The organism is Streptomyces sp. 6-11-2 (assembly GCF_006540305.1).
In the GTDB taxonomy this organism is placed as follows: Bacteria; Actinomycetota; Actinomycetes; order Streptomycetales; family Streptomycetaceae; genus Streptomyces.
Map to the genome: position 1 here is coordinate 370103 of NZ_BJOR01000001.1, position 13408 is coordinate 383510.

The 13408-nt window shown below is 72.1% G+C and carries 10 protein-coding genes; 4 read left to right on the plus strand and 6 right to left on the minus strand.

What is annotated here, in order from left to right; translation table 11 throughout:
* Window positions 1-107: 107 nt before the first annotated feature.
* The 3 genes from TNCT6_RS01840 to TNCT6_RS01850 all read right to left on the minus strand — a co-directional run bounded on the left by TNCT6_RS01840 (window position 108) and on the right by TNCT6_RS01850 (window position 4277).
* Window positions 108-2249: a bifunctional diguanylate cyclase/phosphodiesterase gene (locus TNCT6_RS01840; protein WP_141355897.1), complete on the minus strand. Its 2142-nt coding sequence runs from the start codon at window positions 2247-2249 to the stop codon at window positions 108-110.
* Window positions 2246-3058, minus strand: a complete 813-nt coding sequence (locus TNCT6_RS01845; RefSeq protein WP_141355899.1) for an SAM-dependent methyltransferase — start codon at window positions 3056-3058, stop codon at window positions 2246-2248. Before TNCT6_RS01845 ends, TNCT6_RS01840 begins: the two co-directional genes overlap by 4 nt.
* A gap of 280 nt (window positions 3059-3338) precedes the next feature.
* Complete coding sequence (locus TNCT6_RS01850) at window positions 3339-4277, minus strand: SCO0930 family lipoprotein (RefSeq protein ID WP_141355901.1); 939 nt, start codon at window positions 4275-4277, stop codon at window positions 3339-3341.
* 751 nt (window positions 4278-5028) lie between these two features.
* Here TNCT6_RS01850 and TNCT6_RS41635 point away from each other — a divergent pair.
* The 3 genes from TNCT6_RS41635 (at window position 5029) to TNCT6_RS01865 (ending at window position 6532) form a co-directional block, all read left to right on the plus strand.
* Window positions 5029-5157 carry a hypothetical protein gene (locus tag TNCT6_RS41635; protein ID WP_263637975.1) on the plus strand — a complete coding sequence of 43 codons (129 nt, stop codon included), beginning with the start codon at window positions 5029-5031 and terminating at the stop codon, window positions 5155-5157.
* A 17-nt stretch (window positions 5158-5174) separates the two neighbouring features.
* Window positions 5175-5939, plus strand: a complete 765-nt coding sequence (locus TNCT6_RS01860) for a DUF4239 domain-containing protein (RefSeq protein ID WP_141355905.1) — start codon at window positions 5175-5177, stop codon at window positions 5937-5939.
* A gap of 161 nt (window positions 5940-6100) precedes the next feature.
* Window positions 6101-6532: a hypothetical protein gene (locus TNCT6_RS01865; RefSeq protein ID WP_141355907.1), complete on the plus strand. Its 432-nt coding sequence runs from the start codon at window positions 6101-6103 to the stop codon at window positions 6530-6532.
* Between the two features lie 181 nt (window positions 6533-6713).
* On the opposite strand, the gene TNCT6_RS01870 is transcribed toward TNCT6_RS01865, so the two are convergent.
* Window positions 6714-7235, minus strand: coding sequence for a hypothetical protein (locus tag TNCT6_RS01870; RefSeq protein ID WP_141365945.1), 522 nt, complete (start codon window positions 7233-7235; stop codon window positions 6714-6716).
* A gap of 1125 nt (window positions 7236-8360) precedes the next feature.
* Between TNCT6_RS01870 and TNCT6_RS01875 the strand changes: the two genes are divergently transcribed.
* Entirely contained in the window at window positions 8361-9035 is a 675-nt protein-coding gene (locus TNCT6_RS01875) for a class F sortase (RefSeq protein ID WP_141355909.1), read from the plus strand.
* Window positions 9036-9080: 45 nt separating this feature from the next.
* Here TNCT6_RS01875 and TNCT6_RS01880 read toward each other — a convergent pair whose 3' ends face one another.
* Both TNCT6_RS01880 and lysX read right to left on the minus strand, forming a co-directional pair.
* On the minus strand, window positions 9081-9923 hold the full coding sequence (locus TNCT6_RS01880; RefSeq protein WP_141355911.1) for a polysaccharide deacetylase family protein: 843 nt from the start codon (window positions 9921-9923) through the stop codon (window positions 9081-9083).
* A gap of 96 nt (window positions 9924-10019) precedes the next feature.
* Entirely contained in the window at window positions 10020-13313 is a 3294-nt protein-coding gene (gene lysX / locus TNCT6_RS01885; RefSeq protein ID WP_141355913.1) for a bifunctional lysylphosphatidylglycerol synthetase/lysine--tRNA ligase LysX, read from the minus strand.
* Window positions 13314-13408 lie beyond the last annotated feature (95 nt).

Below are 13408 nucleotides of genomic sequence, written 5' to 3' on the forward strand. Positions count from 1 at the left end.
CGCCCCTGGGCGCCCCTTCGAGGCCCGAAGAACGTGCTCGCCCCATGGGTCCGTCATCGCCGGGCGCGCAGTCCCCCGCGCCCCTCGGAGCCGCCGGGCGTTGCCGGTTACGTTGTCGCGTCTGCCAGGGCCAGGTCGTGCAAGCGGTCCGGTGGGCCCGGGCGGGCGTAGTACCAGCCCTGGGCGGTGTCGCAGCCCAGGACGCGCAGTTGCTCGGCCTGGGCGCCCGTCTCCACGCCCTCCACGGTGACCGCGAGGTCCAGGCTGTGGGCGAGCGCGACGATGCCCTCGACGATCTTCAGGTCGACGGGGTCGGCCGGGAACTGCTGCATGCCCTGGGTGAAGGAACGGTCCAGCTTGAGCACGCTCACCGGCAGCCGGCGCAGGTTGGCCAGGTTGGAGTAGCCGGTGCCGAAGTCGTCCAGGGCGATGTCGACGCCCATCTCGGCCAGCCGGCGCAGCGGCTTGAGCAGGTCGTCGTCGGCGCCGATGAGCGCCGACTCGGTGACCTCCAGGCACAGCGCGTCCGGCTGCACGCCCGCGCGCTCCAGGATGTCGACGGTGTCCTGGACGAGCCCGGGGTGGGTGAGCTGGCACGGCGAGAGGTTGACGTTGATGCGCAGCGGTCCCTCGGCGCCGTCCCGGTGCGTCTCCCGCCACCGGCGGGCCTGGCGCACCGACTGCTCCATGACCCAACGGCCCAGCGGGACGATCAGCCCGGTGTGCTCGGCGAGCGGGATGAACCGGTCGGGGCCGAGGACGCCGTGCTGCGGATGCAGCCAGCGCACCAGCGCCTCGGCACCGCGCACGCTGCCGTCACCGAGGTGCACCAGGGGCTGGTACTCGATGAAGAACTCGCCCCGGTCCAGCGCGGCCGGCAGCGCCGTGGTCAGTCCATGCCGGGTGATGGCGCGGGCGTCGGCCTCCGGATCGGCGAGCTCGAAGCGGTTGCCGCCGGCCGACTTGGCCCGGTACATGGTGATGTCCGCGCTGCGCAGCACCTCGGCCGCGCTGCGCTCGCCCGCCGGTCCCTCGACGATGCCGATGCTGCCGCGTACGGCCAGTTCCCGGCCGTCGATGCGGACCGGGGCGACCAGCGCGTTCATGATCCGGGCGGCGAGCTCGTCGACCTCGCGCCGGGTGCCGGGGCCGGTGGTCAGCGCGACGAACTCGTCACCGCCGAGCCGGGCGACCATCTCGCCGGGCGCGGTCGCACAGGCCTGGAGCCGGTCGGCGACCTCGACGAGCAGCCGGTCGCCGGCCGCGTGGCCGAGGCTGTCGTTGATGGTCTTGAAGCCGTCCAGGTCGAGGTAGCACAGGCCGAAGCGCTGGTCCTCGCCCGCGTTCAGCGCCTTCTCCAGGCGTTCGAAGAACAGGGTGCGGTTGGGCAGGCCGGTGAGCGCGTCGTGGGTGGCCTCGTACCGCAGTCTCAGATTGAGCAGCCGCCGCTCGGTGGTGTCCTCCATGAGGGCGAGCTGGTACTGCGGGTAGCCGTCCGCGTCGCGGAGCAGGGAGACGGTCAGGTTGGTCCACAGAACCGTTCCGTCCGGCCGGTAGAAGGCCTTCTCCACGTGGTAGTGCTCGCGCTCGCCGCGCACCAGTTCCTCGTACAGCCGCCACATCTGCGGGGCGTCGTCGGCGTGGGTCCACTCTTGTACGTTGCGGCCGCGCACGGTCTGCTCGGAGCCGCCGAACATGCGCAGCAGCGCGCTGTTGACCTGGAGGACGTTGCCCTCCAGGTCGGCGATGGCGATGCCGATCGCCGCGCCTTCGAACACGGCGCGGAAGCGGGCCTCGCTGGCGTGCAGGGCCTGGGCGACCACGCCCTGGGCGCGCAGCGCCGCCTGGGCTATCGCCTCCTGCTCGGCCAGTGTGCGTTCGCGCAGCGCCCGCGCGAACCCTGCCGCCATCGAGTGCTGCAACCGCGCGGAGCGGGCGCGCAGGTCCTCCTGGTCGCCGTCCTCGCCGCAGTACAGCACGAGATAGGCGTCGAGGCAGTCCAGCGAGCGGCTGAGCGCCTCGGGCGCGGTGCAGTGTGCGTCGACCAGGGCCGCGCCGACTGCCTCGCCCTCCTCCGCGGCGAAGGCCCGGTCCCGTAGCGCCGTGCTCAACCGGCGGGCGAGCGGCAGGAGTTGCTCCTCGAACTCCGGGCGGGTCAGCGACGTCGAGGTCACCGGGAAGACGGCCCGGCTCCAGATCGTCGTCAACCGGCGAAGTCTGCCCTCCGGCCCGTCCGGTCCCGCGATCACGCCGTACGCCCCACGCCCGCGAAACCGGAGAAGGCATACGGGTCCTCGTCCTCCGGCGCCGTACGCGGCCGCCAGTTCGGCATCGGCACCAGCCCGGGTTCCACCATGTCGTACCCCTCGAAGAACCGCGCGATCTCCTCGCGCGAACGCATGATCAGCGGGTTGCGAATGTCCTTGTACACGTCCACCAGGGACCGGCTCCGCTTCACGGAAAGCGGGATTCCCTCGAACGCGGCATGGGTGAGGACGAGCAGGCTGCCGGGCGCGAGCGCGTCGCGCAGCTCGGCCACCGCACCGTAGGGGTCGTCCGCGTCCTCCACGAAGTGCAGTATGGCAACGAGAAGGAGCGCGACTGGCCGATTCAGGTCGATCAGCCGCCCCAACTCGGGGCTCGCGAGGATTTCCCCGGGCTTGCGCAGGTCGGCCGCGATCACGTCCGCGTCCTCGTTGCCCGCCAGAACGGCCTTGCTGTGGCTGACGGCCACCGGGTCGTGGTCGACGTACAGCACCCGCGCGCCGGGCCGGGCGGCCTGGGCGACCTCGTGGACGTTGCCGAAGGTGGGGATGCCGGACCCGATGTCCAGGAACTGGGTGATGCCCTCCGCCAGGGCGAAGTCCACGGCCCGGCGCATGAAGGCCCGGTTGGCCTGCATGATCTTGGGCAGCCCCGGCATCAACTCCATGGCCCTGCGGGCCGCTTCCCGGTCGACCTCGAAGTTGTGCGAACCGCCCAAGTAGAAGTCGTAGATTCGAGCGACGCTCGGCATCGAGATGTCGATGCTTCGCGGAGCCCAGGCGGGACGCTCCATCCATCTCTCCACAGCGTAGGCGATCCGGTGTTCGAGCTGAGGCTACTGATCGCCCGCCGAACGGGCGAGCGGAAACGGAAATTGACCATCCGTTCCCGGTCACCACCTGCGCTTCCGACCTGCTCGTCGCACCCGCATCGCGGTGAATTGCCACGATCTGCACACACGGCGGACCGCCCCCTCCGTGCGGTACGGAGGGGGCGGTCCGATCTGGAGAGAGTTGGGGAAGTGGGGAAAGCGGGGGAAGTGGAGAAAGCGGGGAAAGCGGGGAAAGCGACCCCTACTGCGGCGCGCCGATCGCCTTCCCGTCGGGGGAGACGGCGAACCATGTGCCGCCGATGCCCTGGCCGTTGACGTCCCCGGGCGCCTCGTCCCCGGAAAACGTGTAGAGGGGCCAGCAGTTGATGGTCATCTGCTTGACGCCGTCGGGCCGGGTGAAGGGCATCATGCCCTTCTTCAACACGCCCTTGGTGTCGCTGACGGCAACGGGCGCCACGGCCGGCCACTTCTCCAGGCAGGAACCGGTGCAGGCGGAGACCGACTTCGGCCACGCCTGGTCCTTCGAGAAGCGGTAGACCGTCATGCCGTTCTTGTCGACGACGACATCGCCCAGTTCGGTCTTCTTCACGGACAGGCCCGGCAGGTTCACCAACGAGGCCTTCTTGCCGTCGGGCGCCAGCGCGAACCACTTGCCGTTCACGCCCTGGCCGCTGGTCTCGCCGGCCTTGGTGTCCTTCGCGTAGCGGTAGGCGGGCCACCCGGCGATGGTCAGCTGCTTGCTGCCGTCGGCGCGGGTGACCTCGCCGAGCAGGGCCTTGTCGATACCGGCGCCGGCCGTGGCGTCGTCGGCGGGAACCGGCGGCCAGGCCGTGGCGCAGTCGGCGTCGCAGGTGGACTTGGGGGGCTGGGCCGTGTCCGCGTCGAAGCGGTACAGGGTCATCCCGGCGCTGTCGGTGACCACCTTGCCCAGCTCCGCGTTGGCGGAGACCGCGAGTTCCCCGGCGGCCTTGGCGGCACCCTGCTGACCGTCGGCGCCGTAACCGTTGCCGACGCCGGTGTCGGCACCGGTGCCGACGCTGCCGAAGCCGCCGGCCGCGGCGGTCGCACCCACGTTCTGACTGCCCGCCGAAGGGACGCTTTCCTGACCGCACGCCGTCGTCAGCGCCAGCACGGCCGCGGCCGCCGCCACGAGTGAGGCGCTCCGCCAGGAGGTGTTCATCGTCAACTCCCCATAATCAAAAGGGTGTTGCAGCGCCCTACTGCGCCGCCGCACGACACTGGGTACGCATGGCACCGATGGTTGTGTTCAATCGCGGCAGAGATTTTTTTCCGGAACCCGTGACACGTTCCGCGCCATTCGTACGCGCGTGCCCATCGGCGGCGCCGCGCCGGCCCACCGATCAAACCCTCCGGCCTGCGGCATCCCACCTTCGGGGCAATCCGCGTCCACCGCGGCGTGCCACGGTCCACGACACCTCATGATCTTGCTCGTGCAACGACCCGAACCGACACGATCCGCCCTGGTGCTGCGGGTGTTGGCGCCGGCACTGCTGGCGTGGACGTGTGTGGGCGGAGCCGCCCCGGCCGCGGCCGACGCCTGCGCGTACGCCTCCACGGGCCCGGACGGCACGGAGGCGGTGGCGATGGCCGGCAGCGGCCCCTGGCCCTCCTTTCCGCCTCTTCCGCCGCCGTGCCCGCGGCCGACCCCGCCGCCCAGCCCGAGTCCCACCCCGACACCGACGCCCACACCCACACCGACGCCCACGCCGCCTCCGCCGCCCACGCCGGCACCGCCGCCGAAGCCGACGCCCACCCCCAAGCCCGAGCCCAAACCCCCGCGCCCGGCCCCGGCCGCCCCGCAGCCCCGGCCCACTCCCCCACCGCCCCCACCGCCCGCACCACCCCCGCCACCCGCACCGCCGGCCCCGAAGCCGGCCCCCGAGCCCCGTCCCCGCCCGTCCGTGACGCCGGTGACCTACCCGCGCCACCACACCCAGCCGCACCGGCCGACACCACGGCGCAGCCCCTCACCCCTCACCTACGTCCTGCTCATCGCGGTGCCCGCACTGGCCGCCGTGGCCGCGCTCCGCCCGCGCTGACCCCCTGGAGGAACCCGTTGTCGGAATGGCTTGTTCTCGTTCTCGCGATGCTGGCCGCCTGTGCGGTGGTCGTGGTCATCACCCTCGTGCGGCACCGCACGAAGGCCGTGGACGACGATCCCACCGAGACCCCGGACGTCATCGAGTACATGACCATGTGGATCGGCGTGGTCTACGCCATCGTGCTGGGGCTGGCCATCGCCGGTGTCTGGGAGGCGCGCGTCGCCGCCCAGGACCACGTGCAGGCGGAGGCCCAGGCACTGCACGAGGTCTCCGAACGCGTCCGCGTCTATCCGCCCGACGTGCGCGACCGCATCCGCGCCGACGTCGACACCTACGCCGGACACGTCGTGACCACCGAGTGGAAGACCATGGCCGACCACGGCCGTGTCACCCAGCGGGGCGACGAGCTGCTCGGCCGCGTCCGCGCCGACGTCACCGACTACCAGCCCAAGTCGGACTTCGAGGCGCAGGCCTACCAGCCGCTGGTGGACCAGGTGGCCGCCGCCGCCCAGGCCCGCACCGCACGCGCCGGCTCCATGGGGGCGACGATGCCGGGTGTGGTGTGGTTCGGTCTGATCTCGGGGGGCGTCATCACCATCGGCATGGTGTTCGCGCTCCAGATCCGGCGCACGAGAAGGGAACTGATCCTCGCCGGGCTGTTCTCCGCGCTGATCACCTTCCTCCTCTTCCTGATCTGGGACTTCGACGCCCCCTACAGCCGCGGGGTCTCGGCCACCGCCGGGCCGTTCCTGGACCTGTTCCCCCATCTGACACACTGACGGCCCCGTGTGAATCCCCTGTGCGGCCCAACCGTTGCCCCGTTCGCCCGAGTGCAATCGCGCCGGAACGCACACCTCCCTAGCGTTTTGGTCAGCGAGGCGCATACCCGGCACAAGCGGAAAAGGTCCGCTGCTGCTCCTCGGGGACCGGAGGACCCACCATGCGCGTAATAGGTGTCGTATCGGCCGCACTGCTGGGCGTCGGCGCCCTCACCTTCTGCGCGCCAGCCGCCGTCGCCAGCGGCGGTGACGGCCGCACCTACGGCAACGGGGGCGGCGACAGCCGTTCCTACGGAGGCGGAGGCGGAGGCGGAGGCGGTAACGAGGAGCGCTACGGCGGCGGGGGCGGCAGCTCCTACGGCGGCAACGGCCGCTCCGGTTACGGCGGTGACGACGAGGGGAGCTTCGGCGGTCGCGGCGGTGGCGGTGGCGGTTCGGAGCACTTCAAGCACGGCGTCCGCGCGGGCGTGGGCGGGAACGTCGCCGGCTTCGATCTCAAGCAGATCGGCCTGGGCACCGCGCTCATCGGCGGCTCGATCGGCACGGCGTACCGCCTCTCCCGCCGGCGCACCGGCGAGGAGGGCACCGCCTGACCGTGCCCTCTCCCTCGGGACAGGCCTTCGCCCCGGATCTCTCCAGGTCCGGGGCGAAGGCCTTCCGGTGTACGCGGCCCAGGGGCGAAGGCCCCGCCGGCAGGAAGGCCGACGGCCCCGCCGGCAGAAGGAGATCCGGCCCCGCACACGAGAGCGGGGCCGGATCCGGAGTACGGAGCCGTCAGGAGCGCTTGTCGGACCGGCGCCGCATCCAGAGCACGCCGCCGCCGACGGCACCCGCCGCCATCAGCCCGCCGCCGATGGCCATGTCGGTCGGGGTGGCACCGGTGATGGTGCCGCCGCCCACTCCGCCGCGGACACCGCCGACGACGGTGAAGGCCTCCGGCCGGGTCAGCCGCCGGCCGTTGCAGTCGACCGTGATGTCGTACGTCCCGGGACGTGCGTCGTCGCGGATCGTCACGACACCCCTCGCGCGCTCGCCGGCGCCGTCGAACGGCCGCAGTGTCGACCGGGAGAACACGGTCGACGACATGGTCCCGCCGTTGCGGCAGCCGTCGATCGTGACCACCAGCTGACCGCCGCGGGCGATCACGCCGGGCGAGGGAACGATGCTCTGGACGCCACCCGGGCCATGGCCGGACGCGCCGCCGAGACCGGTACCCGGACCGACCCCGGAACCGCCACCCGTTCCGACGCCGGGCGCCGCCGCTCCCTCACCTCCCTTGTCGACGAGGCCCCCCAGACCGCCGACCCCCGCGCCCTCGCCTCCCTTGTCGACGAGGCCCCCCAGTCCATTGGGGCCGACGGGGCCAACGAAGTTCTCGCCGAAGTTCCCACCAAAGTTCCCGCCGAAGTTCCCGCCGAAGTTCCCGCCGTAGCCGCCAACGCCAACGCCGACACCGGGGAACTCGCCGAACCGGTCCCCCCGACCACCACCACGGAACTCACCGAACCCGCGGAACTCACCGAACCGGTCCCCCCGACCGCCACCACGGAACTCACCGAACCCGCGGAACTCACCGAACCGGTCCCCCCGACCGCCACCACGGAACTCACCGAAGCCACGGAACTCACCGAACCGGTCCCCCCGACCGCCCCCTACAGGACCGAATCCGAATCCAGGTCCTACTCCCGTCCCGAACCCCGGACCCACTCCCGTCCCGAATCCAGGTCCTACTCCCGGTCCGAACCCCGGACCCACTCCCGTCCCGAACCCCGGGACCACACCCGTCCCGAACCCCGGGACCACACCCGTCCCGAACCCCGGGACCACACCCGTCCCGACCCCCGGTCCCACTACCGTGCCTCCTCCCGGTCCCACTACCGTGCCTCCTCCCGGCCCCACTCCGGGACCTCCACCTGCACCGCCTCCCTGGCCCCCGCCCACGCCGCCGTCCCGTGTGATGCCGAGGACTTCGCTGCCCTTCGCCCCGGCCGCCGGGGCGGCGAGCCCGACCGCGGCGACCGCCGCGGCCAGCACCACCAAGGAGGCGGAGGGGGCCGAGCGGGCTTTAGGGGTACGAGTAGTACGCATGTGATCCTCCGCGGAAGGTGCCCCGGGGACCCGTACCCGGTCGATCGGTGAGAAAGCACCTCCCGCAACCGACCCTCGGACGCGCTCCACGCGGGCGCATTTCGGGGCTGGTCCGTCTCGGTGAGCGAATCCACCAGGACTTTCACCCCATTGAATATCGGCGCAGGTCACGGACCGTCAGAAATGCCCCTTCCGGACCGCCTCGGATGGCGCACGGCAAAATATCGCCGCCACCCGTTCGCGTGCGTCCCGTCGCCGGTCGCGCGCGCTGGACTTAGCGTTTCTCGCATGCGCTATTGACGCGGCGACGGCCGTGTCGAGAGGGGATGCCGAATGCCTGCGAGAGAGCTGACCGGATTCGTCGAGGAGGAGCGGGAGCGACCGAGGAAGCGCGCACCGTGGGGCGTGATAGCGCTTGCCCTGCTGACCGGACTCGCCCTGATCCGCAACGGCTCCGGGGAGTTCGACGTCGGCCCGCCCCAGCCCGCGACGGCGGCGGCGCCGGACATCAGGCACACGCCGCTCCCCTCGGGCGGGATCCTGCAGCCCCTGTCGCGCTCGGTGCCCGACCGGGTCAGGATCCCCGTCCTCCAGATCGACGCGCCCATCACCCCGGTCGGTGTGGACTCCGACGGCTGGGTCGCCGCGCCGCCGCCCGCGGACCCGAATCTGGCCGGCTGGTTCAACGGCGCGGTCACGCCCGGGGAAAAGGGCACTTCGGTCGTCGTCGGCCATGTAGACAACGATGCGGGACCCGCCGTGTTCTACGGACTCGGCGCCCTGCAGAAGGGAAACCGCGTCGAAATCAACCGCCAGGACGGGAAAACCGCCGTATTCGAGGTGTACGGCGTCGAGGTGTTCGCGAAGAACGATTTCCCCGGAGACCGTGTGTACGGCTCGAAGGGCACGCCGGAACTGCGGGTCATCACCTGCGGCGGCGGTTACACGAAGCAGAACGGATATCAGGGGAACGTCGTCGTGTTCGCCCGCCTGGTCGAGGTCCGCTGAGCGGACCCCGGCCCGGCGGGCGCCGGGCCGTGCGCGCGGCCCGGCTCAGGTGTACTCCCGGCGCGGCACGGTGAAGTGGTGCCCTTCGTCGAGGAGCTTGGGAAGGTAGTCGCGCAGCGCGCGGACGGTCTGCGAGCGGTCGCCCCCGGCGTCGTGGGAGAGCACCACGACCCCGGGGGCGGCGCCGTGCTCGATCCGGCGCACGATGACGCCGGTGCCGGGGGCGGTCCAGTCGAGGCTGTCGACGCTCCAGGCCAGCGGTTCCATGCCCAGGTCGGCGTTGATCCGGAACACGTCGCGGTTCCAGGCACCGTAGGGGGCACGGAACCACAACGGCCGCTCGCCGTAGGCCTTTTCGATGAGGTCGCTGGTGCGCTCGATCTCGGCGCGGATGCCGCGGCGGCCGAGGCGGGTGAGCAGCGGGTGGCTCCAGGTGTGGTTGCCGACGACGTGTCCCTCGTCGGCCATCCGGGCCAGCAGGTCCCGGTTCCAGTCGGCCATCTCCCCGCAGACCATGAACGTCGCCCGGACGTCGTACTTGGCCAGGGTGTCCAGGACGTGCGGGGTGAAATCGGGGTGGGGTCCGTCGTCGAACGACAGCATCATCGTGTCGCCACGGCCGGAGAAACGCAGGATCGGCGTGGTCCGCACCTTGGCGGGCAGCGGCGCGGCCCGCTGCGGGACGTCACCGGCCAGGGGCCGCAGACGGTAGGCGGAGGAGTTGAGGGCGACGCGCGCCTCGGGGCCCGCGGCGGGGGCGGGCGGTACCGGAGTGTCGGAGGAACCGGAGAGCAGCAGACCGGCCGTGCCGGCCGCTCCCGCCGCTCCGAGGGCGACGGCCCCGGCGAACAACGCCCGGCGTCGCGTGAGCAACTGATCCTTCTGCATGACTCATCAGTGTCCGGGCCTTCCGCCTCTCCACCGGCACGGTGCCACGAAAGCACCCGCCCGGCCCAGCGCCCGGCGGCAGTTGTGCGCGGTGCCTCAGCGGCGGCGTACGAGGGGGAACGGCAGCGTCTCACGGATCGTCAGGCCGGTGAGGAACATGATCAGCCGGTCGACGCCGAGGCCGAGGCCGCCGGTGGGCGGCATGGCGTACTCGAGGGCGTCGAGGAAGTCCTCGTCCAGTTCCATCGCCTCGGGGTCTCCCCCGGCGGCGAGCAGGGACTGGGCGGTCAGCCGGCGGCGCTGTTCGACGGGGTCGGTGAGCTCGGAGTAGGCGGTGCCCAGTTCGGTGCCGAAGGCCACGAGGTCCCAGCGTTCGGCGAGCCGCGGGTCGGTGCGGTGCTGCCGGGTGAGCGGGGAGACCTCGGTCGGGAAGTCCTTGTAGAAGACAGGTGGCCCGGTCCGCTCCTCCACCAGCCGCTCGTACATCTCCAGGACGATCTCGCCGGGGGTGTCGTCCGCGGTGTACGGCACGCCGGCGCGGTCGCAGTGCCGGCGCAGTGCCTCCGGGCCGGTGCCGGGGCCGATCTCCTCCCCGAGCGCCTCGGAGATCGCGCCATGCACGGTCTTGACCGGCCAGGGCCCGGAGATGTCGTACCCGATGCCGTTCCGGTGGGCGACCGGTCGGCCGAAGGCGGCGGTGGCGGCGCCCTGGATCAGCTCGCGGGCGAGGTCGAGCATGACGTCGTAGTCGGCGTAGGCCTGGTAGGCCTCCAGCATCGTGAACTCGGGGTTGTGCTTGTGGGAGACGCCCTCGTTGCGGAAGGTTCGGCCCATCTCGAAGACCTTCTCCAGACCGCCGACGCACAGGCGCTTCAGGTACAGCTCGGGTGCGATGCGCAGGTACATGTCGAGGTCGTAGGCGTTGATGTGGGTGGTGAACGGGCGGGCGTTGGCGCCGCCGTGGATCTGCTGGAGCATCGGCGTCTCGACTTCGAGGAAGCCGCGGTCCAGCAGCCCCTGGCGCAGGCCCTGTACGGCGGTGGAGCGGAGGCGGACGACCTCGCGGGCCTCGGGGCTGGTGACCAGGTCGAGGTAGCGCAGGCGCACCTTGGTCTCGGGGTCGGTCAGCCCCCGGCGTTTGTCGGGCAGCGGGCGCAGGCACTTGCCGAGCAGGCGCCAGGAGGTGACGAAGACGGTCGGCTCGCCCCTGTCGCTCCGTCCCGCCCGGCCGGTGGCGGTGATGTGGTCGCCGATGTCGGTGTCGGCGGTGAAGCGCTTCAGGGCGGCCGGCCCGGTCCGGTCGCGGGTGAGGGCGAGTTGGTGGTCGCCGGACCAGTCCCGCAGCACGACGAAGACGATGCCGCCGAAGTCCCGGACGAGCAGGATCCGGCCGGCCACGGTGAGCTGCTCCCCTTCGCGGACCTCGGCGAGGGTGCGGGTGCGGGCCTTCGTCCCGACCGGGTAGGGGTCGGTGCCGGCCGCGCGCAGCCGGTCGAGCCTGGCGTGCCGGACGCGGACCTGCTCGGGCAGGCCAGCGAGCGGACCGCCGGCTTCGGCCCGGGCCTCCTCGTCGAGTCCGAGCGCCGTCAGCGGGGGCAGGCCCTCGGTGGTGGCCGGGCGCGGTCCGGTGGCGGGATGGGCCGGGTGGCCCTTGCCCCAGAGCTTGCGCAGCGAGGGTACGGCGACGAAGCCCTCGGCGATGCCGGAGGCCAGGCCGATGCGGGCCAGGGAGGCGGTCTCGCCGTAGCAGATGAAACGCGGGTACCACTCGGGGTGGTACTTGGCGTTGGACCGGTACAGGGCCTCCAGCTGCCACCAGCGGGAGAAGAACAGCAGCAGGCCGCGCCACAGCCGCAGCACGGGTCCGGCTCCGATGCGGGCACCCTCCTCGAACACCGAGCGGAACACCGCGAAGTTCAGCGAGATGCGGCGTACGCCGAGCTTCGGGGCGGCGGCGCAGAGTTCGGCGACCATGTACTCCATGACGCCGTTGGGTGCGGCGCGGTCCCGGCGCATCAGGTCCAGGGAGGCGCCGTCGCGGCCCCAGGGCACGAAGGACAGCAGTGCGAGCAGCCGGCCCTCCGCGTCGAGGGCCTCGACCAGGAGGCAGTCGCCGTCGGCCGGGTCGCCCAGGCGGTCCAGCGCCATCGAGAAGCCGCGCTCGGTCTCGGTGTCGCGCCAGGCGTCGGCCTTGTCGACGATCTCCTCCATCTCGGCGTCGGTGAGGGTGGCGTGCCGGCGGATGCGGCAGGTGGCGCCGGTGCGGCGGACGCGGCGCACCGCCTGCCGGGTCACGCGCATGTCCCGGCCGTCGAGGTCGAAGCCGGCGACGTGCACGATCGCCTCGTCGCCGAGTTGGAGGGCGCCGAGTCCGGCGCGGGCGTAGGCCCGGGCGCCCTCCTCGGACGCGCCCATGACGGCGGGTGCCCAGGCGTAGCGGCGGGCCGCGTCCAGCCAGGCGGCGATGGCGTGCGGCCAGGCCTCGCGGTCTCCGACGGGGTCGCCGCTGGCCAGGCACACACCGGTCTCGACGCGGTAGGTGACGGCGGCCTTGCCGCTGGGCGAGAAGACGACGGCCTTGTCGCGGCGGGTGGCGAAGTAGCCGAGGGAGTCGTCCTCGCCGTAGGCCTTGAGCAGGGCGCGGATGCGGGGTTCCTCGTCGCCGTGCAGGGCCGCCTCCAGGCGCTGCGAACGGAACAGTGTGGCGGCGGCGTTGAGCAGGGCGAGCGCTCCGAACAGGCCGAGCAGGAAGGTCACCGGGCGCGGCGGGTGGCCGTCGAAGTCGCGGGTGGAGATCAGTCCGCCCATGACCCGGTTGGCGGACCACGCCAGGTGCAGGCCGGAGGGCAGGGTGCCGGGGAAGAGCGCGACCAGGCCCCAGCCGGCCAGGACGGCCACGGCGAGTCCGGCGACCAGCACGGCCAGCGCCCGCCACCAGGAGCCGCGGCGGGAGGCGGCGTAGAACTCGCCTCTGGCCGTGATCAGCAGCACCAGCGCCAGGCCGCACAGCACGAGGGACGGTGCCGACTCGGCGTACTCGCCGGCCGCGAGGCCGAGTACGTCGCCGAGGATCACCAGGCCCAGATAGCCGACGACCAGCCACCAGGCGACCTTCTTGCGCGCGGCGGTCGCGCCGGCCAGCAGGACGAGGAAGACGGCGTAGGCGAGGTTGACGCTGACCGGGACGAGGAGCAGGTCCAGGACGCGGACGACGGGGTGGAGCAGGACCCGCAGCGGGGCGATGAGGTCCAGCAGCGCGCACAGCAGGGCCAGAGCGCCGAAGAAGGTGGCGAAGCCTTGCGGCACCCTGCTGAGGAGGCCCTTCCTCCGCGGCGTCCGGGCGGGGTCGGCGGCGCCCCGGGAGGGGGCTGCACCGGTGGCGGCGGTCATGGCTCTGACGTGGTGGCGCTCATGGTTCCGACTGTAGGAACCGGGCGCGCGGGGCGCCCGTCGAGAGCTGACCCGCGCGGCGTTGGGAACCGGGG